Source organism: Actinomadura alba (assembly GCF_014323705.1).
Taxonomy (GTDB): domain Bacteria; phylum Actinomycetota; class Actinomycetes; order Streptosporangiales; family Streptosporangiaceae; genus Actinomadura_C; species Actinomadura_C alba.
In genome coordinates, this window is the sequence record NZ_JABVEC010000007.1 from 84,571 (window position 1) to 108,801 (window position 24,231).

The following is a 24,231-nucleotide window of genomic DNA, read 5'->3' on the forward strand; positions in this document are numbered from 1 at the left end:
TGCGAGTCACAACAATTCGGGCAAGGACGCTGCAGGCCCGGGGAGAAGCTGAGTTAAGTGACAGGGCAAGCCATTACCATGTTGGTGACCTTGGCTCGCCGGGCAACCCCCGCGGGAACGCGAAAAGGAGGGTCGGAGGCGCAAGCTGCCACGCCACTGAGAATGGGACGCGACCACCTGCGCAGGATAATGCCTTGAGCACGTCCGTTATCGAACCTGGGACCCGCCTCGCCGGTCGCTACCGGCTCGAAAGCCGAGTCAGCGATGCCGGCGGCTCGACACTGTGGAAGGCGATCGACGAGATCCTGGCCCGTGCCGTGGCCGTCCGGACCTTCGCCCCCGAGTTTCCACACATCAACGCGGTCGTGACCGCCGCCCGCGCGGCGAGCCGGCTGACCGATCCACGCCTGACGCAGGTCTTCGACGCCGACGACAGCGATGAGCTGGCGTACGTCGTGAGCGAGTGGGTCAGCGGCGAGACGCTGCACGACATGGTGTCCTCACGAGGGCCGCTCGAGCCGGGCCGTGCCGCCACGCTGCTGTGCGAGGCGGCCGAGGCGATCTCCGCCGCGCACGCCGCGGGGCTCGCCCATCTGAAGCTCACCTCACACGACCTGCTGTGGACCACCGGCGGCACCGTCAAGCTGCTCGGCCTCGGGGTAGAGGCGGCACTGGACGGCGTCGCCTCCGACGCTCCGGCACTGGTCGACGCCCAAGGGCTCGGCCGCATGCTCTATGCGGCGCTCACGGCGCACGCGCCCACGGCGGGCGAGGGCGGCCTGCCCACCGCCGTCACGGCTGACGGGCGGCTGCCCGCGCCGCGCACCCTGCAGGCCAGGGTTCCGCAGGCTCTCGACGCCATCGTGTGCCGCACGCTCGGCATCGAGCCGGCGCCCGGGCAGGAGCCACTGACGACACCCGCCGCGCTGGCGAAGGCACTGAGCGGTGTGCCGCGAACACCACTGCCGCTCTTCGCCGGGCTGGGCACGAACCCCACCCCACCGATACCCCGTCCCGCTTCGCCGCGCAGCGGCCCGCCGCCCCGGCAGCCGGCCGGCCCACCGGCACAGCCGGCCGCCGACCCCGCCCGCCGCCGGCCGCCACCACCCCGTCCGGCCCCGCGGGCCGGCACTCCGCAGCGGCCCGTGGGCCGTCACGGCGGGCCCGGCTCCGGCGAGCACGGTACGGCCACCCGCACCACCCCGGTGGCGCACGGTGGCGCCGGTCACGGCACGCCACCCGGGCACCGCGCCACCCCCGCACGCCCCGCGGTCAACCGGCCGCTCATCGCGGTGGCGGCGGCGGTCGCGACCATCGTCGTCGGCATCGGCGCCTGGAAGATCACCACGATGGGCGACGGCGGTCAGGGCACGACGACGACCACCAGCCCCTCGGCGACCTCCGCGCCACCGGCTCCGACCAAACTCCAGATCGCCCGCGCATCCGGGTTCGACCCCACGCAGCCCAATCATCCGGACCCCACCGCGCAGTCGACCGGCCAGGAGGCCGTCGACAGCAGCCCATCGAGCGCCTGGCGCACTCAGACGTACGCCTCCGCCGACTTCGGCAAGCTCAAGGGCGGTCTCGGCGTCATGCTCGACATGGGGCGCCCAGTGAAGATCGACAATGTCCGCGCGACCCTCCCGGGCGCTGGCGGAGGAAGTCTCCAACTACGGGTCGGGTCCGCGCCCGAGCTCTCTTCGCTCAAGATCGTCGACCGGTCGAGCTCCTCCGGCTCGGTCACGCTCAAGCCCACCCAGCCGACCGAAGGCCAGTATGTCCTGCTCTGGTTCACCAAGCTGCCCAGCGGGCTCAAGGCACAGATCAGTGACGTAGACGTCTTCGGCTGGACCGGCTGATGACCTTCGTGGGGGGCAGGCAGGCCGAGGTCGTTCCGGACAAAGAGTTGCTCTCCCGGCACGCTGCGGGCGATCCTCATGCGTTCGCCGAGATCGTGCATCGCCACCGGGACCGGATGTGGGCGGTGGCGCTGCGGACGCTGGGCGACCCCGAGGAGGCGGCCGACGCCCTGCAGGACGCGTTCCTGTCGGCCTTCCGCGCGGCGGGCCGGTTCCGCGGTGACGCAGCCGTCACAACCTGGCTGCACCGGATCGTCGTCAACGCGTGCCTTGATCGCCTGCGCCGCAAGACGCTGCGGCCGGCGGTGTCCATGGGCGACGACGCGGCGCTCGACTCCCTCGCTCCCAAGTCCATCGATCCCACCTCGGCGCATGAGCTCTCGCTCGACGTGACGGCGGCGCTCCAGCAACTGCCCTTCGAGCAGCGCGCGGCGTTGATCCTGGTAGACATGATGGGGTACTCGGTCGACGACGCCGCCAAAGTGCTCGAGGTGCCGGCTGGGACGATCAAGAGCCGATGCGCCCGTGGTCGTGCCCGTCTCGCACCGCTACTTCTCCATCTCAGGAACCGACGGCTCGCGACAAACGTCGAATCTGCGGAGGAAGGAGGTGGCAACCCCACGTGAACTCTGCTCACCTTGACTACGAGATGCTCGCCGACCTGGCAGAGGGCATCGTCAACGACGACCTGGCCGCCTCCGCCACCGAGCACCTGGCGGACTGCGAGGAATGTCGCGACCGATCCGCCGAGTTGGCCGACGTGTCCCGGTTGCTGGCGGAGAGTGCCGTGCCGCCGATGCCGGAGAAACTGGCCGCCCGCATCGACGCCGCGATCGCGGCCGAGTCGGTGTCGACGGCCACTGTGGCGAGCCTGCAGGCCCGGCGCGGACGGCGGCATCTGCGGATGCTGTCGGCCGCCGCGGCCGCGATCGTCGTGGTCGGTGGCGCGGTGGCGGTAGGCCGCTCGGCGATGGAATCGCCCTCGGTCCCGGCCGACGCGCACAACCAGATCCCGGCTCAGGAGCGCACCGACAGATCGACGTCCAGCTCGGCCGGCGCCTCGGGCGAACAGTCCGAGACGGCTCCGAAGTCGGCGCCCCAGAAGCTGTCCGGCACGTATCCGGTCGCCCGGACCGGCACCGACTATCAGGACACCACGGTCGGCACTCAGATCACCGACACGCTGCGCCGTGGCGATCTGCCGGTGACGCAGCCGACCGGGCAACTGTCCGCCTGCGTCCAGCGGGTAGCGGCCGGCAAGCAGCCGGTGCTCGTGGACGTCGCCGGTTACGCCGGCCGGCCGGCCACGGTGATCGTGCTGCCGGGCAGTGCCGGAGGATCGGAGCTGGACGTCTGGATCGTCGGCTCCAAGTGCTCCGTCGACACGTCCGACGTCATCAAGCACACCAGCGCCTCACGCTGAATCGGCGGCGCTGCCGCCCGAGGGAATCTCCGCGCCATAGGATCGGTTGTCGCCACTGGCGGCAGACATCAGGATCAGATCTCGATCCAGAGAAAGGCGCAGGAGTGAACGACGTTCGCAATGTGATCATTATCGGCTCGGGCCCGGCGGGTTACACGGCCGCGATCTACGCCGCGCGGGGCGACCTCAAGCCCCTCGTCATCGAGGGCTCGGTGACCGCCGGCGGGGCCCTGATGAACACGACCGACGTCGAGAACTTCCCGGGCTTTCCCGACGGCATCCTCGGCCCCGACTTCATGGACAACATGCGGAAGCAGGCCGAGCGCTTCGGCACCGATTTCATCACCGACGACGCGACCGAGGTCGACCTCACCGCGTCTCCCAAGATCGTGAAGGTCGGCGACGACGTTCACCGGGCGAAGTCGGTCATCATCGCGACCGGCTCGAAGTACCGGGAGCTGGGCCTGCCGAAAGAGAAGCAGCTCTCGGGACGCGGTGTCTCCTGGTGTGCGACGTGTGACGGCTTCTTCTTCCGCGATCAGGACATCGCGGTCGTCGGTGGCGGCGACTCGGCCATGGAGGAGGCCATCTTCCTGAGCCGGTTCGCGCGGTCGGTGACCGTCATCCACCGCCGCGACGGCCTCCGCGCAAGCAAGATCATGCAGGACCGGGCGTTCGCCAACGAAAAGATCAAGTTCGCGTGGAACAGCGAGGTCGTGGACATCCTCGGCGAGGATCGGGTGGGGGGCGTCCGGTTGCGCGACACGCGGACCGGCGACGAGCGCACGCTCGAGGTCACCGGCCTCTTCATCGCCATCGGGCACGAGCCGCGCAGCGAGCTGTTCACCGACGTGCTCGACACCGATGACGAGGGCTACCTGATCGTCGAGGCGCCCACGACCAAGACCAAGATCCCGGGCGTCTTCGCGAGCGGCGACGTGGTCGACCACATCTACCGCCAGGCCGTCACGGCGGCCGGCAGCGGGTGCTCGGCGGCCATCGACGCCGAGCGCTGGCTCCAGGATCAGGATCTGGCGGATCTGACCCGCCAGCAGGTTTGACGGCGACGCCCGTCGTCGACGAGTGAAGGAGACACCATCGACATGAAATCCGTGAGCGATGCCGACTTCGAGGCCGAGGTCCTCAAGAGCGACAAGCCGGTCCTGGTCGACTTCTGGGCGGAATGGTGCGCACCGTGCCGCATGATCGCCCCGGTTCTCGAAGAGATCGCCAAGGAGCACGGAGACAAGATCAGCATCGTGAAGCTGAACGTCGACGAGAACCCTCAGGTGCCGACCAAGTACGGCGTACTGAAGATCCCGACGCTGAACGTCTACTCCGGCGGCGAGGTCGTGAAGCAGATCTTGGGAGCCAAGCCCAAGGCTGCGATGCTCCGGGAGCTCGCGGAGTTCATCTGACCACACCGCGCCCTCCGGCAACGCGAACGGCTCCGCACCGAGCGAGGTGCGGAGCCGTTCGCGTTGCCGAGGAGTGTCGCTGAGGGGCTGAGAGCCGCTCAGACGGGGCGAAGGGCGCCTTCCGGGGTCATCGAGCCGAGGAGGCGCTCCAAGGCCACCTCGACGTCCTCACGCCACGACAGGACCGACTTGAGCTCGAGGCGCAGCCGCGGGAAGCGATGGTGCGGCCGGACGGTCTTGAAGCCGACCGAGAGCAGGTAGTCGGCGGGGACCATGCAGGTGCCCGCCTCCCCCTTGAGGTCACCGAAGGCCTCGATCGCCTTCACTCCCCGCCGGGTCAGATCCTTGGCGACGCCCTGCACGAGCATTCGGCCGAGACCCCCGCCCGCGAACTCCGGCAGCACGTGAGCGGTCATCAGCAGCACGGCGTCCGCACTGACGGGGCTGGTCGGAAAGGCCACCGAGCGTGGCACGTAGAGCGGTGGCGCGTAGAGCACGTAGCCGGCCGGCGCGCCGTCGACATAGGCGATCTTCCCGCAGCTCCCCCACTCCAGCAGCGTGGAGGAGACCCAGGCCTCCTTCTCCAGCGCCGGGTCACCGGCCTCCTCGGCCCGCTCCCCGCTGACGGGGTCGAGCTCCCAGAAGACACAACGCCGGCAACGACGCGGGAGATCATCAAGGTTGTCCAGCGTGACGCTGACGAGACGACGCGACACCAGCAGGCACCCTTCTGGTACGGACCGCCTTCACGGAATTTCCCGATAACCGATCAGGTCCAAGGGCATCGTATCGGAGAGTCCATCCGCCATACGCGCCTCCCACGCGTCGCGCGCGTCCGCCGATGTTTCACGTGGAACCTTGTGCCGAGCCAAGGTGCGGCCTTGCCCGAACGGCCGACTGCCCGGGTGCGGGCAAAGAAAGACCCGGGAGCCCGTATGGGCTTCCGGGTCGTTTCCGGCCGAACGGATCAGTCGTCTTCAGCGGCGGCAAAGCCGGCCGCATCGGGCGCCATGACCTTGATGATGCGCTCGAGGTCGTCGATGGAGGCAAATTCGACCACGATCTTTCCCTTGCGCTTACCTTGGTCGACCGACACCTTCGTCTCGTAGCGGTCCGACAGCCGGTCGGCCAGCTCTCGGAGCACGGGCGGTGCCGGCTTGCGCGATCCCACCCTGCGGGGCGCCGATGCCTTCGGCTCGGCGTCGCGGGTGGCGATGATCTCCTCGACCGCCCGTACGGAGAGTCCCTCTGCCACGACGCGAGAGGCGAGATGCTCTTGGGCCTCGGTGCTGCCGAGCGACAGCAGTGCCCGCGCGTGACCCGCGCTGAGGACGCCGGCCGCCACCCTGTTCTGTACCGCCGGCGGCAGGTTCAGGAGGCGGAGGGTGTTGGAGATGTGCGGACGCGAACGTCCGATGCGCGTCGCCAGTTCCTCGTGCGTGGCGCCGAAGTCGTCCAGCAGCTGCCGATATGCCGCCGCCTCCTCCAGCGCATTGAGCTCCTGCCTGTGCAGGTTCTCCATAAGAGCGTCCCGCAACAGGTCCGTGTCACTGGTCTCCCGGACGATCGCCGGAATGCTCTCCAAGCCGGCCAGCCGCGACGCCCGCAAGCGCCGCTCGCCCATGATCAGCTCGTAGTCCTCGGGGCCGGCCTCTCGCACCACGATCGGCTGCAGAAGACCGACGATGCCGATCGACGCGGCCAATTCCTTGATCGCATCGTCGTCGAAGTTATCGCGCGGCTGGCGTGGGTTCGGGGCGATCGACTTCACCGGAAGCTCGGCGAACCGCGCCCCGTTCACCTCCGCCAGAGGTGCGGACTGGGAAGGACCGCCGACCGGCTCGCTCCCCGGCACAGGCCCCGTGGGGATGAGCGCACCCAGCCCCTTACCGAGTCCCCGTCGCTGCTGACTCACCACACCTCCGTGTTTTGTTGTGCTCGCTCGGCCCGCCGCTCAGTTCGCACGGCTCCGGACGCCCGCGAGGCGCCCTTCACGATGCTCCGCGCTCCAGGCACCGCACCGGTGACCGGATCGGTCACGACGTCCGGCCGATGGGCTGATGGGCCATCTCGGCCGCGGCCTCGTTGTAGGCCAGTGCACCGCTCGACCCAGGATCGTAGGTCATGACCGACTGCCCGTAACTCGGCGCCTCCGACACTCGCACGCTTCGGGGGATCACCGTGTTCAGGACGACCTCACCGAAGTGACTGCGGACGTCCTCGGCCACCTGTGCGGCCAGCCGGGTCCGGGCGTCGTACATCGTCAGCAGGATCGTTGAGACCTGGAGCTGGGGGTTCAGATGGGCCTTCACGAGATCCACCGTCCGAAGCAACTGCCCCAGTCCCTCGAGCGCGTAGTACTCGCACTGGATCGGGATCAGAAGCTCGTCACCCCCGACGAGCGCGTTCACGGTGAGCAGTCCGAGCGAGGGCGGGCAGTCGATGAGGACGTAGTCGAACTTGCCCTTGTCGTAACCGTCCAGCGCGCGGCGCAGCCGTGACTCGCGGGCGACCTTCGAGACCAGCTCGATCTCGGCGCCCGCAAGGTTCAGCGTGGCCGGCGCGCAGTAGAGGTTGGGCAGCTCGGGAGCGGCGACGACGATGTCGCTGAGCGGAGCGTCCTCGATAAGGACGTCGTAGACGGACGGGACGTCGGCGTGGTGCTCGACGCCAAACGCCGTAGAGGCGTTGCCCTGCGGGTCGAGGTCGATGACGAGCACCTGGGCGCCGTGCATCGCGAGCGAGGCGGCGAGGTTCACCGAACTCGTGGTCTTGCCCACGCCGCCCTTCTGGTTGGCGATCGTGATCACACGACAGTGGTCGGGACGCGGCCAGTCGCCGTCACCCCTCTTGGCCATCGCCTTGAGCGCGGCCGCGGCGATGGTCTCCGGCTGCGCCTCCTCCGGCGATGTTTCCCGTGAAACAGTGGCGTTCTTCAATGCCTCTCGCACGAGCTGCGACTCCCCCTGGTTCGGCCCCCGGCGCGGCGCCGAAGCTTTGGCACCGCGACCATTCGTCGGCACATAGCCGGTCTCAGCGGTCCCAGACGACGTGTTCCCCCACGCCGCGTGTCCGGGCGGAAGACCGCCGGACTTCTTGGACCGTGTGCCGGACGGCTTCGCTGCCGGGGCGGCCTCGCCGGGGGACTTGACCGGCGAAGTCTGCGGTTCCATTTCCGTGGCGAGTTCGGCCGGCCATCCCACGCCGGACACGTCGTCGTTCACAGGGTCGCCGGGGTTGTCGGGCCAGCCCAATCCTGGTGCCGTGTTCATTTCAAACCTTTCCGCCGCTTTGACCGCTTCGATGCAGCGGCCCGCTGGGGGGCGCGTTCGGCGACCACACGCACAATCGTCGTCGGCGGGTCGACTTTACCGTGGCCCACCTGTAGCAGTTCGGCCGTACGGATACCGAAACCATCCAAAACCGGTCCGGCCTCCTTCAACTCCGCGGCCGCGCGCTCACCCTTGAGCGCGAGGAGCTCTCCGCCCGGCCGCAGGAGCGGGAGCGCCCATCGCGCCAACCGGTCGAGGGGCGCCACCGCTCTGGCCGTCACCACGTCGACCGAGAACTCCCGGCCGACCTCCTCGGCCCGGCCTCGCCGTACCGTCACGTTCGGGAGATCCAGCATCGTGACACATTCGGTGAGGAAGGTGGTCCTCCGGAGCAGTGGCTCCAGCAGTGTGATCGAGAGATCGGGCCGCACGATCGCCAGCACGATGCCCGGCAGCCCCGCGCCGGAGCCGATGTCGACGACGCTCGCCCGGTCCGGCACGACCTCGGCGAGCACAGCGCAGTTGATCAGATGCCGGTCCCAGAGACGGTCGACCTCACGTGGACCGAGCAAACCGCGTTCTACTCCGGCTTCGGCCAGAAACTGCACATATCGCTCGGCCGCAGGCAGCGCGTCTCCGAAGATCTCGCGTGCCTCCGGCGGCGCCGGTAGTGAAACTCCCACTGAACGAATCGTCCCATAGACCGGACCGCACGCGCACTCGGTGAGGAGCCCTCGCAGGTTTCCCGTACGCACACCGGGTATCGAGACGGCGAGAGCGGGACGGTCCGCTGCCGCGGGCGAGTTCTCGCGGCCATCCGGCAGCGAACTGTGCAGAAGGAGGGACCACCACAATGGGTCTCGGAGTAAGCCTGGTCTTCTTTGCGATCGGCGCGATCCTCGCCTTTGCCGTTCGCTTCGACCTGCCCGGCATCGACATCCATATGATCGGCTGGATCTTCATCCTCGTCAGCCTGTTGAACCTGGCCTTCACCCTGATGTACACGCGCCCACGCCGGCGCGCGGCCTCGCTCCGCGCGGCCTCGCTCGCCGACGTCCAGGAGGATCCCCTTTATGTCGTGCGGCCGGAGGAGCCGATGCCGCACGTCCATGTCGAGCGGCGGGTCGTCGATACGCCCGTCCAGGACGGGCGGCCGCACACCCAGCCGACACAACCGGTGCCGCCGCAGGCCGACCCGACTCAGACCATTCCGCCGCAGGCCGGGGCCTCGACGCGGTCATCGCAGCCCGCGGAGCCGGGGCAACCGGTGCCGCCGCGTCCCACGACGCCTCCGGACGAGGCCGCGCCCGCTCAGCAGGTGCGCGAGACCACCACCCGGCGCCGATTCCGGCCCTGACGGCGGCGTCGGGTCGTACCGCCTCGGCTCATACAGCTTCGGCCCGTACCACTTCGGCACTGAAGCGTGGGGTACCGGCGCTCCAGCCCCGACGCGCCGGTCCTGAAACGGCGAACGGCCGCGGTCCCGCTCGAAGCGGGGCCGCGGCCGTCGGGAACGCGTATCGCGTCGTCGAGGGTCAGGAGGGAAAGACCACCACGTAGCGGTTCGGCTCCTCGCCCTCGGACTCGCTGCGGAGTGCTGCGGCGGCGATGGCGTCGTGCACGATCTTGCGCTCGAAGGGCGTCATGGGTGCCAGCGGCTTCGGCTCGCCGGTGCGCGCGACCTCGGACGCCACGTCCTCGCCGAGCTTGGTCAGCTCGGCCCGGCGGCGCTCGCGGTAGCCGCCGATGTCGAGCATCAGCCGCGTACGGTTGCCGGTCTTGCGGTGCACCGCGAGACGGGTCAGCTCCTGCAGGGCCTCGAGCACCTCGCCGCGCTTGCCCACCAGCTCGTCGAGAGCCGCGCCGACGACCGCGACCATCGCACGCTCGCCCTCGACGTCCATGTCGATGTCGCCGTCGAAGTCACCGATGTCGAGAAGGCCCTCGACGTAGTCGGCGGCTATCTCGCCCTCCTGCTCAAGGTCCTGCACGTTGACCTCGGTATCGGCCTGGCTCACGCGTCCTCCTCGCCTCGCTGGTTGAAATCTAGCGCTTGGGGGACCCGCTGCGCTTGCTTCGCGGCTTCTTCACCGGCTGCTGGCGGATCACCTTCGGCTTGGCCTCGGGCTCGGGAGCCGGCTCGGGCTCCTTCTTCAGCCTGCCCTTCAGCCCACCGGCCGGTGCGGGCGCGGTCTTCGTGGACTTGGCCGGCTTGGCACCGTTCTTGGCGGCACCCGCCTGAGCCGTGCCGTTCTGTGCGACCGGGTACTTCTTGTGGATGTAGTGGGTCTGCGCCAGCGTCCACGAGTTCGAGGTCACCCAGTACATCAGCACACCGAGGGGGAAGCCGAGACCGAACAGACCGAAGATCGGCGCCAGGTAGACCATCATCTTCTGGGCCGACGCCATCGGGTTGTTCTCGTCCATGGCCGGCTGCCGGCTCATGCTCGCCTTGACGCTGAAGTACGTGGTGGTGGAGCTGATCAGCACCGCAACCCCACAGACGACGATGCCACTGATCGTTCCGGCGTTCCACGCGTCCAGGAACTTCGTGGAGATAGACGCACCGAAGATGTCGGCGTGCTGGGCGCTGTGCACCAGGGCGGGCGAGATGCCGTGGCTGCCATTGCCCTCGTCGGCGTTGGCGATCTTGTTGAGCACCTGGAAGAGGCTGATGAAGATCGGCATCTGGACCAGCAGCGGCAGGCAGCCGGAGAGCGGGTTGGCCCCGTTCTCCTGGTACAGCTTCATGACCTCTTGGTTCATGCGCTGCTTGTCGTTCTTCCACTTCTTGCGCAGCGCCTGAACCTGCGGGTTCAGCTCCTGCATCTTCCGCGAGGCGTGAATCTGCTTCACGAACAGTGGGAAGATCAGAACTCGCATGAGCACGGTGAGCAGGAAGATCGACCCACCCCATGCCCAGCCGCTGTTGGGATCGAAGATGTAGCTGAGACCGGTGTGAATCTGAACGATCACCCAGGCCACGGCCCGGTACAGCGGATCAAGAGTCACCGGTCAGCTCCTTGTGCTCTATGAGACGGTGCCGCTCTCCGCGCGGCTGAAGGTCTTTGTACGGTGCCACAGTGCCTTTCGGCGGTGGCACGGGGTCGTGCCCCCCTGGGTGGAACGGATGACAGCGGCCGATCCTCAGCACGGTGAGCCAAGTACCTCGCGCGGCTCCGTGCACGCGAAGCGCCTCCATCGAGTAGGCGCTGCACGTCGGCTGGAACCGGCATTGCTGGCCGAGCAGGGGGCTCAGGAAGCGGCGATAGACGGCGACGAAGAGCATGAGCACCCGCGCCGCGGGCGTCGGCTTCCGCACTGTCATGTCCGCCCCTTGTCAGTTCGGACCCCACCGCCCCTGCCGGGTGACTGGTCGCGCAGGAGCCGGTCGAGGGCCGAGTCGAGATCCGCGGCCAGATCATCGTGGCCGGCGGATGCGGCCTTGGGGTTGGCGCGCACCACAAGCAGGCTACCTCGCGGAAGTCGGGCGACGCGGTCGGCGACCAGGTGCCGGAGGCGGCGCCGCACTTTATTGCGTACGACCGCGTTTCCAACGGTGCGTGCGACGATGAAGCCGGCCAGAGGCTCGGCATCGATCTCATCTCTGCGTAGCAGGTGGGTGACGATGTTCGGCCGTCCGGCACGGCGTCCGCGCCGGACGGCCAAGGTGAACTCGGCCCGCTGCCGCATCCGTAGCCCGGACGGCAGCATGACTATGCTCCACGCCGCACTCCGCGCGGCGTCCGGCGAGCGAACAGCAGTGGTGTGCCGAGCCGTCGCGCCGGGATGCCGTGCTCCCGGTCGCTTCTCTGTGCAGACACCGCGGGCCCGCCCGGAAGGATCGATCAGACCGCGACGCGGTCGCGGCCCTTGCGGCGCCGCGACGCGAGGATGGCCCGGCCGGCCCGGGTGCGCATGCGCAGCCGGAAGCCGTGCTTCTTGTGGCGGCGACGGTTGTTCGGCTGAAATGTACGCTTGCTCACTCGAGGCTCCAGTGCTGCGGTCAGATCTTCGTATGGATGGCGCCGCATCGCGGGGCGCGTGAGGTCCCCCGCAGCGAGGGCCATGCTTCGGGCATGCGACACCGCATCGATGCGACTCGACCGTAGAACGCTACGGGTTATCCGCCCGTTAGGTCAAACGGGGACAGGGCGAAGCCGGGATCCGTACCCTTGGAGGCGGTCGGGCAAAGGCGTCCCATCGCGCCCAGCGCCCGCCCTGGAGAGTCTTGCACGCGCCCTGCAGAAGGGACTACCGTCACCCGGACGGAGCGCTGCCGCCATCTGGCGGGGCACCCGGTGCCATGCGGACCCTTCCCCCGGTCCAGGCTCGTCCATCTCGCGGAGTACCACACAGCCGTTCGACGGTCGTGCACAACATGTGGACAACTCTGTGGACGACGCGTGAGAGAGTAGGTCACTCCGCATCTCGGTGTGACAGGAGGGGACTTTGCGCATGGACGGTCAGGACCTCGCGGCGGCATGGGCGCGGACCCTCGAAGCCCTGTCCGCCGGTGAGCTGCCGCCGAACTACCGCGCCTGGCTGCCCCTCACCCGCCCGTTGGCACTGGTAGAGGACACCGCCCTGCTCGCCGCACCGAACGAGTTCGCCAAGGAGGCGTTCGAGGTACGGATGCGCGCCCTGATCACCCGGGAGCTCTCCCGAGAGCTCGGGCGGGAGATCAGGATCGCGGTCACGGTGCAGCCCGATCAGCCGCGATCGGCGCCCACGGGCGAGCCGTCCGGGTACGAGAACCAGCCTGCGCAGGGTTTTATCCACAACCCCGTCCCCAATCCGCAGCCGCCTGGTGGATATCCCGTCCCCGACGGTCGCGGCCACGAGTCGCCCTACCCTCCCCAGTTCCAGCAGGAGCACCAGGGTGAGGCCGCCCACGGCTCGTCGCATCAGAACCCGCCGCACCACAACGCGCAACACCCGCAGCACCACACCCCGGCGTACGGAACGGGCCAGCCCGGCGGATATCCCGGGCCTCCGGCACCACCTGAGGGCGGGCCCACCACGAGCCGGCAACCCGGCGGCGGCCACGCGCCGTCGCACATCACCGGGCACACGCTCGGCGGGTCCCTCGGCAGCGGCCCCTCGCGCCGGCCGGACGATTCCGCCTTTCCCCCGCCCGATCGTCCGCGCTCGGACTACCCGCAGCAGGACTACCCGCAGCAGGACTACCCGCAACCCGAGTACCAGCAGCAGGACTATCCGCAGTCCGAGTACCCGCAGCAGGACTACCCGCAGCAGGAGTACCAGCAGTCGGAGTACCCGCAGCAGGATTACCCGCGGCCGGGCTATGCGCAGTCCGAGCCCCGGCGGCCGGACTTCGCCCGGTCCGACCACCCGCAGGGCGAACGCGATCCGTTCGCGGTGGGCACCTCGGCCGACCGGACCGAGATCGACCCCGCGGCCCCCTGGCAGCCGCCGCGCCGGGCCTCCGTGCCAGAGCCCCGCCCGCCCCAGGGCAAGGAGTCGGGCGAGCCCAAGGCACGGCCGGAACAGGCGCGGTTGAATCCGAAGTACACCTTCGAGACCTTCGTCATCGGCTCGTCCAACCGGTTCGCGCACGCCGCGGCGGTGGCGGTGGCCGAGGCCCCCGCGAAGGCGTACAACCCGCTGTTCGTGTACGGGGAATCAGGTCTGGGCAAGACGCACCTGCTGCACGCGGTGGGTCACTACGCGCAGAGCCTCTTCAACGGGGCACGCGTGCGCTATGTGAGCTCCGAGGAGTTCACCAACGACTTCATCAACGCCATCAGGGACGGCAAGGCGGACGGATTCCGCCGTCGCTACCGGGATGTGGACATCCTCCTCGTCGACGACATCCAGTTCCTGGAGAACAAGGAACAGACGCAGGAGGAGTTCTTCCACACCTTCAACACCTTGCACAACGCGAACAAGCAGATCGTGATCTCCAGTGATCGGCCACCCAAACAACTGGTAACGCTGGAGGATCGGCTGCGGAACCGGTTCGAGTGGGGGCTGATCACTGATGTGCAGCCACCCGAGCTCGAGACGCGTATCGCGATTCTGAGCAAGAAGGCGGCACAGGAGGGTCTCGCCGCCCCTCGCGATGTGCTGGAGTTCATCGCATCGAAGATCTCCACCAATATCCGGGAGCTCGAGGGGGCCCTCATCCGGGTCACCGCCTTCGCCAGCCTCAACCGCCAGTCGGTGGACATGCAGCTGGCCGAGATCGTGCTGAAGGATCTGATCCCCGACGCCACCGGCCCAGAGATCACGGCCGCGACGATCATGGCGCAGACCGCGACCTATTTCGGGATCGCCATCGACGACCTCTGCGGCCCGTCGCGGTCCCGGGTCCTCGTCACCGCTCGGCAGATCGCGATGTATCTCTGCCGGGAGCTGACCGAGATGTCACTTCCCAAGATCGGGCAGCAGTTCGGCGGCCGTGACCACACCACGGTCATGCACGCCGAACGCAAGATCCGCTCGCTGATGGCCGAGCGCCGATCCATTTACAACCAGGTCACCGAGTTGACCAACCGGATCAAGCAGCAAGCCCGCAACCGCTGAACCCGCCGGCTTTCCCGCGACTTTCACAGGCTGGGGAAAACTCTGTGGATCCGTGTGGACGACTCCGGGGACAAGCTGCGGACAACCTGAGGACAATTCGTGGATGGACTGGGGACGCCGTGGGGACGGACACAGGCCGGTTCGTCACGTGTCGCCGGCCTGGGAAAGACCGTGGGGGACAACCTGCGGACAAGGCGTGGACAACCGGGGGACAGCGTGCGGACAACCGGGGGAGAGAATTTGTTCATCCTCAGGCGGAGCCGCGCCGTCCACGCGGCATGCACACTGGCGGTGGACAGAAATTCAGGGCCTGACCTGCGGAAACACCCTCTGTCCACACTGTCCACGGCCCCTATGACTATGACTACTCTTTCTCTCTCTACAAGAAAAAATCCAGTACCAAGTAAGGGCCTGGGGATCAACCGTCCCGAGCGTCCCAAGATCTCTTCCACCACAACCTGAGTCCAAACCCAGCAGGAGGCGGGTCCCCGTGAAGTTCCGCATAGATCGAGACGCACTCGCCGACGCCGTCGCCTGGACCGCGCGCTCGTTGCCGGTCAGGCCCCCGGTCCCCGTGCTCGCCGGTATGCACATCGAGGCGGGCGACCGGCTGCGGCTGTCGGCGTTCGACTACGAGGTCTCCGCCCAGGTCGCCACGGACATCGATGTGGAGGACCCCGGCACGGCGCTGGTGTCGGGACGCCTCCTTTCGGAGATCTGCCGAAGCCTGCCCCCGCATCCCGTCGAGATGACGACCGACGGCGCCAAGGTGATGCTCACCTGTGGCAGTGCGAAGTTCACCTTGTTGACCATGCCTGTGGAGGACTACCCGAGCCTGCCGGAGATGCCGCCGGCGGCGGGGTCCGTGGGCAGTGACGAGTTCGCGGCGGCCGTCGGCCAGGTGGCGATCGCGGCCGGCCGTGACGACACCATCCCCATGCTGACCGGCGTACGTGTGGAGATCGAGGGCGAGACCGTCACCCTCGCCTCGACCGACCGCTACCGCCTGGCCGTGCGGGAGATGCACTGGAAGCCGGAGCGCCCGGACTTCTCCGCGGTGGCCCTGGTGCCCGCCAAGACGCTCGCCGACACCGCCAAGTCGCTGACCTCCGGAGCCGAGGTGTCGATCGCCCTGGGCGGTGCGGGCGGTCCGGGCGATGGAATGATCGGCTTCACCGGCGGCGGCCGCCGCACGACCTCCAGGCTGCTGGACGGCGACTTCGTGAAGTACCGGTCGCTGCTGCCGAGCGAATACGCGGGTCTGGCCGAGATCCAGACCGGGCCGTTCATCGAGGCCGTCAAGCGCGTCTCGCTCGTGGCCGAGCGCAACACCCCCGTACGCCTGTCGTTCAGCCAGGGAGAGGTGGTCCTCGAGGCCGGCACCGGCGACGAGGCTCAGGCCGTGGAGGCCCTGGAGGCGACGCTGGAGGGCGAGGACATCAACATCGCGTTCAACCCCGGCTTCCTGCTCGACGGGCTGTCTGCGATCGGCTCCGACACGGCGCGGCTGTCGTTCACGACGCCGACCAAGCCGGCGGTGCTCACGGGCAAGCCCCCGGAGGAGGGCGCCAACCCCAACTACCGCTACCTGATCATGCCGGTTCGGCTCTCGGGTTAGGGCTCCATCACGATCGATGGGGAACTAGCCTCATCAAGCGCCTGAAACGTACATACAAGGGGTGATCCGGGCATGGAACTGGGGATGATCGGCCTCGGCCGCATGGGCGGCAACATGGCCGAGCGGCTGCGCCGTGGTGGGCACACCGTGATCGGCTATGACCGTGACCCGAAGATCAGTGATGTCGGATCCATGGAGGAGCTCGTGCAGCGGCTGCCCAAGCCGCGTGCGGTGTGGGTGATGGTGCCCGCAGGCGAGCCCACCCGGCAGACCGTCCACAGCCTTGGGGAAATCCTCGAGCCCGGGGACGTCATCGTCGACGGCGGCAACTCCCATTACCTCGACGACCGCCGGCATGCCGAGGAGCTCGCGGCCAAGGGCATCGGCTTCGTCGACGTCGGGGTCAGCGGCGGCGTGTGGGGCCTGCAGAACGGTTACGCGCTCATGGTCGGCGGCGACGACGCCCATGTGAAGCAGCTCATGCCGATCTTCGAGAGCCTGAAGCCGGAGGGAGAGTACGGCTTCGTCCACAGCGGCCCGGCCGGCGCCGGCCACTTCGCCAAGATGGTCCACAACGGCATCGAGTACGGCATGATGCAGGCCTTCGCCGAGGGTTACGAGCTGCTCAAGGCCAGTGACGTCGTGCACAACGTGCCCGAGACCTTCCGCAGCTGGCAGGAGGGCACCGTCATCCAGTCCTGGCTGCTCGAGCTGCTCAACCGGGCGCTGGAGGAGGACCCGAACCTCGAGCGCATCCGCGGCCGCGCGGACGACTCGGGTGAGGGCCGGTGGACTGTGCAGGCCGCCGTCGACCACGCCGTCCCCCTGCCGGCGATCAGCGCGTCGCTGTTCGCCCGCTTCGCCTCCCGGCAGGACGACTCACCGGCCATGAAGGTCGTCGCGGCCCTGCGCAAGCAGTTCGGAGGCCATCCGGTCGAGCCGGTGGCCTGACCCGGCGGCACGCCGGCCGCCCCCGTCCACAGGACTGTGGAGAATCATCCACAGTCTGGGGATGGGCGGGGGTGCGCCTTCCGGGCCCGCAGCCGACGCGCGCGCGGCCGGTCGAAGGCCCTACCCTCGATCCCGTGCACGTCGCCCACCTCACCCTCCAGGACTTCCGGTCGTACGCGTCCGCGGAGGTCCCGCTGGAGCCCGGGGTCAGCGCGTTCATCGGCCCCAACGGGCAGGGAAAGACCAATCTGGTCGAGGCGATCGGCTACATCGCCACCCAGGGCAGCCACCGGGCGGCCACCGACGCGCCGCTCGTGCGGCACGGCGCGCCACGGGCGATCGTGCGCGCCGGAGTGGTGCGCGACGACCGGAAGGCACTGATCGAGATCGAGGTCAACCCGGGCCGCGCCAACCGGGCCCGGCTCAACCGGTCCCCCGTCCCCAGGCCACGGGAGATCCTGGGGATACTGCGGACGGTGCTCTTCGCGCCGGAGGACCTCGCGATGGTGAAGGGCGATCCGGGCGAGCGGCGCCGATTCCTCGACGAGCTGCTGACCGCGCGCGCACCCCGGTTCGCGGGCGTGCGCTCCGACTACGACCGGGTGCTCAAGCAGCGCAACGCGCTGCTCCGCTCGGCGGCGGCGCACCGGCGGGCGCCGGGCGCCGAGATGCTCGCCACCCTCGACGTCTGGGATTCGCATCTGGCGCGCGCGGGCGCCGAGTTGCTGGCCGGCCGCCTCGACCTGGTGGCGGCGCTGCGCCCGCTGGTCGCGAAGGCCTACGACTCGCTCGCCCCCAGCGCAGCCACCGATCTGATCTACCGCAGCTCCGCCCACGGCGAGGGCGAGGGCGCCGGCGGCGCCGAGCCGTCCACAGACCGTGGATCACTGGTGGCCGTGATGGAGAGGGCGCTCGGCGAGTCCCGGCGCGCCGAACTCGAACGCGGCGTCAGCCTGGTCGGACCGCACCGTGACGAGCTGCACCTGCGGCTGGGTGATCTTCCCGCCCGGGGATACGCGAGCCACGGAGAGTCCTGGTCGTACGCCCTCTCGCTCCGGCTGGCCGCGTTCGAGCTGCTGAGAGCCGACGGTGACGACCCCGTGCTGATCCTGGACGACGTCTTCGCCGAACTCGACACCGGCCGGCGCAGCCGGCTCGCCGAGCTCGTCGCACCGGCCGAGCAGGTCCTGGTGACCGCGGCCGTGCCGGCCGACGTGCCGGGTGAGCTCAGGGGCGCCGCGTACGACGTGGCGGACGGAGAGGTGACCCGTGTCCGATGAGAACCCCACGCGCCCGTTCGAACCGGCCGAAGAGGCCGCGAGGGACGCGGCGGTGTCTGGACTGAGGAGCGCAGGGAGCCCCCGAGCGGGCGATGGTGTCTGGACTGAGGAGCGCAGGGAGCGAGGAACGAGCGACGAGGGAAGACGGCATCTCAAGGCCCGTGAGGCGCCGAGCGGAGCGAGGCACGAAAACGAGGAACGAGCGACCGGAGCGACGAGGGAAGACGCCGCCTCGGAGCGTCCCGAGCCGCCGAGCCGGAGGCGAGGCGATTCAACACAGCGCAGCGAGGCCGCGAACACCGCGATCGAGATGGCGCGCGAGGCGCTCGCCCAGGCCAAGGCCGACGCGCGGAAGCGCGGGTCGGTGCCGGGGTCGCAGCGCAGGCGGGCGCCGAGACCCGTCCGTGAACCGGGGCGCGGCGGTGATCCCCGGGCGTTCGGCGCGGCGATCCGCGATCTTCTGGCGGACCGGGGCTGGGAACAGCGGGCCGCCGTCGGCGGCGTGTTCGGCAACTGGGGCGGGATCGTCGGGCCCGAGCTCGCCGAGCACACCAAGCCGGAGCGGTTCGAGGACGGCGAACTCGTCGTGGCCGCGGACTCCACCGCCTGGGCGACCCAGCTCCGGCTGCTCGCCGGCACGCTCGTACGCAGGCTGAACGAGGAACTGGGCGACGGAACCGTACGCCGGGTCAAGGTGACCGGACCGGCGTCCGCTCCCCGTCGGCGCGGCGCTTGGCGCGTTCGCTAACCTGTTCGCACGGCTACTGCCGAGTTTCGCGGTGAGCGCCACACACGGCCCAGATGCCCCCAGGATGAGTAGGGGGATGTCAATCTTGCCCAGTTCGGCCGCCACACGCGACTTCAGCGCCGGTCAGTGCCACTTTCGGGCCGCTCACCAGATAGAATGGACCCTGACTTAGGACACTGCGCCGTTGTGGGCGGCCCGAAGGGGTGGCCGCCCATACGTGTGTTACGGGGCACGCTCGAACGGCGGGTGTCCCTGGCAGGAGGATCTTCCTTTGGCGTACGACGCTCGCTCTATCACGGTCCTTGAAGGCTTGGAAGCGGTGCGCAAGCGCCCCGGCATGTACATCGGCTCGACCGGTGAGCGGGGACTCCACCATCTCGTGTACGAGGTCGTGGACAACTCCGTCGACGAGGCGCTGGCCGGGCATGCGGACAGCATCGACGTCACCCTGCTCGCCGACGGTGGGGTGCGCGTCCGTGACAACGGACGTGGCATCCCGGTCGGCATTGTGCCCGGGGAGGAGCGCCCCGCCGTCGAGGTCGTCCTGACCACGCTGCACGCGGGCGGCAAGTTCGACGGCAAGTCCTACGCGGTCTCCGGGGGCCTGCACGGCGTCGGCATCTCGGTGGTGAACGCGCTGTCGACCCGCCTCGAGGTCGAGATCCGCTGCGACGGGCACGTGTGGCGGCAGACGTACGAGGGCAGCCATCCCACGGCCCCGATCTCCCGTGACGAGCCGACCGACGAGACCGGCACCGTGGTCAGTTTCTGGCCGGACGACACGATCTTCGAGACCGTCGAGTGGAGCTTCGAGACGCTGTCGCGCCGGCTCCAGGAGATGGCGTTCCTCAACCGCGGCCTGTCGATCACCTTTCGCGACGAGCGCCCCGGCCATGCCAACGGCGAGCCTCGGATGGTCACCTACCACTACGAGGGCGGCATCGAGGACTTCGTCCGGCACATCAACGCCTCCAAGGACGCCGTCCACAACTCGGTCGTGGCGTTCGCCGACGAGGTCGAGGGCATGTCGGTCGAGATCGCCATGCAGTGGAACTCCTCGTACTCCGAGTCGGTCCACACCTTCGCCAACACCATCAACACGGCCGAGGGCGGCACCCACGAGGAGGGCTTCCGGTCCGCGCTGACGACCATCGTCAACAACTACGCGTTCGGCCAGAAGCTGCTCAAGGACGGCAAGGACGACCGGCTCTCCGGCGAGGACGTCCGCGAGGGCCTGACCTCGATCATCTCGATCAAGCTGGCCGACCCGCAGTTCGAGGGGCAGACCAAGACCAAGCTGGGCAACACCGAGGCGAAGTCGTTCGTGCAGAAGGCGTGCAACGAGCACCTGCGTGACTGGTTCGACCGGAACCCCGGCGAGGCCAAGGAGATCATCAACAAGTCGCTGCAGGCCGCGCGGGCGCGCATCGCCGCCCGGCAGGCCCGCGACCTGACCCGGCGAAAGAGCCTGCTCGAGTCCACGTCGCTGCCGGGCAAGCTGTCGGACTGCCAGTCGACCGATCCGTCCAAGTCGGAGATCTACGTCGTCGAGGGCGACTCGGCGGGCGGCTCCGCCAAGGGCGGTCGCGACGCGGTGACCCAGGCGATCCTGCCGATCCGCGGGAAGATCCTCAACGTGGAGAAGGCCCGAATCGACCGGGTCCTCAAGAACAACGAGGTCCAGGCGATGATCACCGCGCTGGGCACCGGCATCCACGATGAGTTCGACATCTCCAAACTCCGGTACCACAAGGTCATCCTGATGGCCGACGCCGACGTCGACGGCCAGCACATCCGCACGCTGCTGCTCACCCTGCTGTTCCGCTTCATGAAGCCGCTGGTCGAGGCGGGCCATGTCTTCCTGGCCCAGCCGCCGCTCTACAAGATCAAGTGGGATGCCCGGGGGCAGGACTCGGCCTACGCCTACTCCGACCGGGAGCGCGACGCGGTCATCGAGGCCGGCATCGCGGCCGGCAAGCGCGACCCGCGTCCCCGTGACCAGGTGCAGCGGTTCAAGGGCCTCGGCGAGATGAACGCCAACGAGCTCTGGGACACCACCATGGATCCCGCCAACCGGGTGCTGCTGCAGGTGACGCTCGATGACGCGGCACAGGCCGACGAGCTGTTCAGCGTCCTGATGGGCGAGGACGTGGAGGCCAGGCGGTCCTTCATCCAGCGCAACGCCAAGGACGTCCGCTTCCTGGACGTCTAGTCGCCGCCGGGCAGACGCGATCGCATGACCTTCCACGCTATTAAGAAGAGGTTCTCCACGTGACGGAAGTGACCACCGAGGGCGGCGTCCCGCACGACCGCATCGAACCGGTCGACATCCAGGTCGAAATGCAGCGCAGCTATCTCGACTACGCGATGTCGGTCATCGTCGCGCGGGCGCTGCCGGAGGTGCGCGACGGGCTCAAGCCGGTGCACCGCCGAGTGCTCTACGCGATGTACGACGGCGGGTACCGTCCCGACCGCGGCTATTTCAAGTGCGCCCGCGTCGTCGGCGACGTCATGGGCAACTACCACCCGCACGGTGACGCGTCCATCTACGACACCGTGGTGCGGCTGGCCCAGCCGTGGTCGCTGCGCTACCCGCTGGTCGACGGCAACGGCAACTTCGGCTCGCCGGGCAACGACCCTGCGGCGGCGATGCGCTACACCGAGTGCCGTCTCGCGCCGCTCGCCATGGAGATGCTGCGCGACATCGAGAAGGAGACCGTCGACTTCTCGCCGAACTACGACGGCCGCAGCCAGGAGCCCGACGTCCTGCCGTCGCGCTTCCCGAACCTGCTGGTGAACGGCGCGGCCGGCATCGCGGTCGGCATGGCGACGAACATCCCGCCGCACAATCTGCGCGAGGTGGCGGCCGGCGTCGAGTGGTACCTGGAGAACTTCCAGACTTCCGACGAGGCGCTGCTCGACGCCCTGATCGAGCGGGTCAAGGGGCCGGACTTCCCGACCCGCGGCCTGATCGTCGGCCGGCGCGGCATCGAGGACGCCTACCGCACCGGCCGCGGCCTGATCACCATGCGCGCGGTCGTCGAGGTCGAGGAGATCCAGGGCCGCACCTGCCTGGTCGTCACCGAGCTGCCGTACCAGGTCAACCCGGACAACCTCGCTCTCAAGATCGCGGAGCAGGTGAAGGAAGGCAAGATCACCGGGATCGCCGACGTCAGGGACGAGACGTCCGGCCGGACCGGGCAGCGCCTCGTCATCGTGCTGAAGCGCGACGCGGTCGCCAAGGTCGTGCTCAACAACCTCTACAAGCACACCCAACTGCAGGAGACCTTCGGCGCGAACATGCTCGCGCTCGTCGACGGCGTGCCGCGCACGCTCCCTCTGGACCAGTTCGTACGTCACTGGGTGACGCACCAGATCGACGTCATCGTCCGCCGGACGAAGTTCCTGCTCCGCAAGGCCGAAGAGCGGGCGCACATCCTGCGCGCGTTGCTCAAGGCGCTCGACCGCATCGACGAGGTCATCGCGCTGATCCGCGGATCAGCGTCCGCCTCGGCCGCCCAGCAGGGCCTGATGGGGCTGCTCGAGATCGACGAGGTCCAGGCGCAGGCCATCCTCGACATGCAGCTGCGCAAGCTGGCCGCCCTCGAGCGTCAGCAGATCACCGACGAGTACGACAAGCTCATGTCGGAGATCGCCGACTACAACGACATCCTGGCCTCGCCGGAGCGGCAGCGGCGGATCGTCGGCGAGGAGCTGACGGCGATCGTCGAGAAGTTCGGCGACGAGCGGCGCACGGAGATCATCCCCTTCGACGGTGACGTGTCCATGGAGGACCTCATCGCCGAAGAGGACGTCGTCGTCACCATCAGCCGCAGCGGCTACGCCAAGCGCACCAGGACCGACCAGTACCGCGCCCAGCGACGCGGCGGCAAGGGCGTGCGCGGCGCGCAGCTGAAGCAGGACGACATCGTCGACCAGTTCTTCGTGACGACGACGCACCACTGGATCCTCTTCTTCACCAACAAGGGACGCGTCTACCGCGCCAAGGCCTACGAACTGCCCGACGGCAGCCGGGACGCGCGCGGCCAGCACGTGGCCAACCTGCTGGCCTTCCAGCCAGACGAGCACATTGCCCAGGTGCTCGACCTGCGCGACTACAACGTGGCGCCGTACCTCGTGCTCGCCACCAAGCAGGGGCGGGTCAAGAAGACGGCGCTGTCGGACTTCGACTCGCCCCGCTCCGGCGGCATCATCGCGATCAACCTGACAGAGGACGACGAGGTAATCGCCGCCCGGCTCGTCGGGCCCGAGGACGATCTGCTCATGGTGAGCACCGGCGCCCAGGCGATCCGGTTCCGGGCTTCGGACGAGTCGCTGCGGCCGATGGGCCGGGCCACGAGCGGTGTCATCGGTATGCGTTTCGACGATGGTCAGGAAATGCTCGACATGCACGTCGTCCACAACGGCGAAGAAGACGTGCTTGTGGCCACCGAGGGCGGGTATGCGAAGCGCACGCCGATCGACCAGTACCCCTTGCAGGGCCGTGGGGGTAAGGGAGTTCTGACCGCTAAGATCGTGCAAACCCGCGGCAGGTTGGTAGGGGCACTCATGGTTCGTCTGGATGATGAGGTTTTCGCCATGACCTCGAACGGCGGCGTCATCAGAACCAGTGCCGCGGAGATCAAGCAGTCCGGACGACAGACCATGGGAGTCCGTCTCATGAACCTCGCCGACGGCGACAGCATCGTAGCCATCGCGAGGAACGTTGAGTCGATAGTGGACGCGGAGACCGTCGAAGAGGTCGAGGGTGAGTGACTCACCTCGCCCCCAGGAGGTCTTCGGCCCATCAGGCGAGGAGGACGCGTGAGTGCCCAGCCCAACCAGGGTAAAGGCCGAGGTGGTCGTGGCACGTCCAAGTCCGGTGCCGGGGGTTCCCAGTCGGGGGGCCGCAAGCCCCCCCGGAAGACCACTGCGGCCAGCTCCGCCCGAGACGAGGCCACCATCAAGGTCCCGGCTCCGGAGCGCATGCTCCCCGCGTCCGATCGTCCCACGGCCGATGCTCCAGGCGATGACGCGTCCGCGAACGGAACGCAGGTCCCGGGGGAATCAGTGACCAATGAGAAGAAGCCAGAGCCCGGCGAGTTGAACGCGT

Annotated in this window: 22 protein-coding genes; 13 read left to right on the forward strand and 9 right to left on the reverse strand. The window is 68.6% G+C overall.

Translation table 11 applies throughout. The features are described from left to right. The first annotated feature begins 194 nt into the window (after positions 1-194). The 5 genes from HKK74_RS11745 to trxA all read left to right on the forward strand — a co-directional run bounded on the left by HKK74_RS11745 (position 195) and on the right by trxA (position 4,700). Entirely contained in the window at positions 195-1,859 is a 1,665-nt protein-coding gene (locus HKK74_RS11745) for a protein kinase family protein (protein WP_187243186.1), read from the forward strand. Continuing rightward, positions 1,859-2,485, forward strand: coding sequence for an RNA polymerase sigma factor SigM (sigM, locus tag HKK74_RS11750; RefSeq protein WP_187243187.1), 627 nt, complete (start codon positions 1,859-1,861; stop codon positions 2,483-2,485). Before HKK74_RS11745 ends, sigM begins: the two co-directional genes overlap by 1 nt. Continuing rightward, complete coding sequence (locus HKK74_RS11755) at positions 2,482-3,282, forward strand: RsmA family anti-sigma factor (RefSeq protein WP_187243188.1); 801 nt, start codon at positions 2,482-2,484, stop codon at positions 3,280-3,282. The genes sigM and HKK74_RS11755 overlap by 4 nt, the downstream gene beginning before the upstream one ends. 104 nt (positions 3,283-3,386) lie before the next feature. Then, entirely contained in the window at positions 3,387-4,343 is a 957-nt protein-coding gene (trxB, locus tag HKK74_RS11760) for a thioredoxin-disulfide reductase (protein WP_187243189.1), read from the forward strand. Positions 4,344-4,385: 42 nt separating this feature from the next. Then, positions 4,386-4,700, forward strand: a complete 315-nt coding sequence (gene trxA, locus HKK74_RS11765; protein ID WP_187243190.1) for a thioredoxin — start codon at positions 4,386-4,388, stop codon at positions 4,698-4,700. 98 nt (positions 4,701-4,798) lie between these two features. Here trxA and HKK74_RS11770 read toward each other — a convergent pair whose 3' ends face one another. The 4 genes from HKK74_RS11770 to rsmG form a co-directional block, all read right to left on the reverse strand. After that, positions 4,799-5,416: a GNAT family N-acetyltransferase gene (locus HKK74_RS11770; protein ID WP_187243191.1), complete on the reverse strand. Its 618-nt coding sequence runs from the start codon at positions 5,414-5,416 to the stop codon at positions 4,799-4,801. Positions 5,417-5,667: 251 nt separating this feature from the next. Next, positions 5,668-6,615, reverse strand: coding sequence for a ParB/RepB/Spo0J family partition protein (locus HKK74_RS11775; RefSeq protein ID WP_187243192.1), 948 nt, complete (start codon positions 6,613-6,615; stop codon positions 5,668-5,670). A gap of 121 nt (positions 6,616-6,736) precedes the next feature. Beyond that, positions 6,737-7,651 carry a ParA family protein gene (locus HKK74_RS11780; protein ID WP_312881426.1) on the reverse strand — a complete coding sequence of 305 codons (915 nt, stop codon included), beginning with the start codon at positions 7,649-7,651 and terminating at the stop codon, positions 6,737-6,739. Between the two features lie 317 nt (positions 7,652-7,968). After that, the gene (gene rsmG, locus HKK74_RS11785) at positions 7,969-8,655 is read right to left on the reverse strand and encodes a 16S rRNA (guanine(527)-N(7))-methyltransferase RsmG (protein ID WP_187243193.1); all 687 of its coding nucleotides are present in this window, start codon (positions 8,653-8,655) and stop codon (positions 7,969-7,971) included. A gap of 170 nt (positions 8,656-8,825) precedes the next feature. Between rsmG and HKK74_RS11790 the strand changes: the two genes are divergently transcribed. Next, positions 8,826-9,329, forward strand: coding sequence for a DUF6458 family protein (locus HKK74_RS11790; RefSeq protein ID WP_187243194.1), 504 nt, complete (start codon positions 8,826-8,828; stop codon positions 9,327-9,329). 178 nt (positions 9,330-9,507) lie between these two features. Here HKK74_RS11790 and HKK74_RS11795 read toward each other — a convergent pair whose 3' ends face one another. The 5 genes from HKK74_RS11795 to rpmH all read right to left on the reverse strand — a co-directional run bounded on the left by HKK74_RS11795 (position 9,508) and on the right by rpmH (position 11,958). Beyond that, positions 9,508-9,990, reverse strand: coding sequence for a Jag family protein (locus tag HKK74_RS11795; protein ID WP_187243195.1), 483 nt, complete (start codon positions 9,988-9,990; stop codon positions 9,508-9,510). Between the two features lie 28 nt (positions 9,991-10,018). Beyond that, positions 10,019-10,984, reverse strand: coding sequence for a membrane protein insertase YidC (gene yidC, locus HKK74_RS11800; protein WP_187243196.1), 966 nt, complete (start codon positions 10,982-10,984; stop codon positions 10,019-10,021). After that, entirely contained in the window at positions 10,974-11,300 is a 327-nt protein-coding gene (gene yidD / locus HKK74_RS11805; protein WP_187243197.1) for a membrane protein insertion efficiency factor YidD, read from the reverse strand. The genes yidC and yidD overlap by 11 nt, the downstream gene beginning before the upstream one ends. After that, complete coding sequence (gene rnpA / locus HKK74_RS11810) at positions 11,297-11,686, reverse strand: ribonuclease P protein component (RefSeq protein WP_187243198.1); 390 nt, start codon at positions 11,684-11,686, stop codon at positions 11,297-11,299. Before rnpA ends, yidD begins: the two co-directional genes overlap by 4 nt. 134 nt (positions 11,687-11,820) lie before the next feature. After that, positions 11,821-11,958 (reverse strand): 50S ribosomal protein L34, encoded by a 138-nt coding sequence (gene rpmH / locus HKK74_RS11815; protein ID WP_312881427.1) that lies wholly within the window; start codon positions 11,956-11,958, stop codon positions 11,821-11,823. Positions 11,959-12,430: 472 nt separating this feature from the next. Here rpmH and dnaA point away from each other — a divergent pair, with 472 nt between their 5' ends. The 7 genes from dnaA (at position 12,431) to gyrA (ending at position 23,894) form a co-directional block, all read left to right on the forward strand. Beyond that, the gene (gene dnaA / locus HKK74_RS11820; protein WP_187243199.1) at positions 12,431-14,521 is read left to right on the forward strand and encodes a chromosomal replication initiator protein DnaA; all 2,091 of its coding nucleotides are present in this window, start codon (positions 12,431-12,433) and stop codon (positions 14,519-14,521) included. Positions 14,522-15,011: 490 nt separating this feature from the next. After that, positions 15,012-16,139, forward strand: a complete 1,128-nt coding sequence (gene dnaN / locus HKK74_RS11825) for a DNA polymerase III subunit beta (protein WP_187243200.1) — start codon at positions 15,012-15,014, stop codon at positions 16,137-16,139. Between the two features lie 72 nt (positions 16,140-16,211). Next, positions 16,212-17,090: a phosphogluconate dehydrogenase (NAD(+)-dependent, decarboxylating) gene (gnd, locus tag HKK74_RS11830; protein ID WP_187243201.1), complete on the forward strand. Its 879-nt coding sequence runs from the start codon at positions 16,212-16,214 to the stop codon at positions 17,088-17,090. A gap of 134 nt (positions 17,091-17,224) precedes the next feature. After that, a complete protein-coding gene (recF, locus tag HKK74_RS11835; RefSeq protein WP_187243202.1) occupies positions 17,225-18,370 on the forward strand; it encodes a DNA replication/repair protein RecF in 1,146 nt (381 codons plus the stop codon). Further along, entirely contained in the window at positions 18,360-19,118 is a 759-nt protein-coding gene (locus HKK74_RS39790) for a DciA family protein (protein WP_312881428.1), read from the forward strand. Before recF ends, HKK74_RS39790 begins: the two co-directional genes overlap by 11 nt. 271 nt (positions 19,119-19,389) lie before the next feature. Continuing rightward, positions 19,390-21,330 (forward strand): DNA topoisomerase (ATP-hydrolyzing) subunit B, encoded by a 1,941-nt coding sequence (gene gyrB / locus HKK74_RS11845; RefSeq protein WP_187243203.1) that lies wholly within the window; start codon positions 19,390-19,392, stop codon positions 21,328-21,330. A gap of 59 nt (positions 21,331-21,389) precedes the next feature. Beyond that, positions 21,390-23,894, forward strand: coding sequence for a DNA gyrase subunit A (gene gyrA, locus HKK74_RS11850; protein WP_187243204.1), 2,505 nt, complete (start codon positions 21,390-21,392; stop codon positions 23,892-23,894). Positions 23,895-24,231: the final 337 nt, after the last annotated feature.

What these genes read in the sequence shown, in the direction of transcription:
- sigM (WP_187243187.1), top strand. Translation starts at nt 1,859, where the DNA reads ATGACCTTCGTGGGGGGCAGGCAGGCCGAGGTCGTTCCGGACAAAGAG.
- trxA (WP_187243190.1), top strand. Translation starts at nt 4,386, where the DNA reads ATGAAATCCGTGAGCGATGCCGACTTCGAGGCCGAGGTCCTCAAGAGC.
- HKK74_RS11790 (WP_187243194.1), top strand. Translation starts at nt 8,826, where the DNA reads ATGGGTCTCGGAGTAAGCCTGGTCTTCTTTGCGATCGGCGCGATCCTC.
- yidD (WP_187243197.1), bottom strand. Translation starts at nt 11,300, where the DNA reads ATGACAGTGCGGAAGCCGACGCCCGCGGCGCGGGTGCTCATGCTCTTC.
- rnpA (WP_187243198.1), bottom strand. Translation starts at nt 11,686, where the DNA reads ATGCTGCCGTCCGGGCTACGGATGCGGCAGCGGGCCGAGTTCACCTTG.
- dnaA (WP_187243199.1), top strand. Translation starts at nt 12,431, where the DNA reads ATGGACGGTCAGGACCTCGCGGCGGCATGGGCGCGGACCCTCGAAGCC.
- gnd (WP_187243201.1), top strand. Translation starts at nt 16,212, where the DNA reads ATGGAACTGGGGATGATCGGCCTCGGCCGCATGGGCGGCAACATGGCC.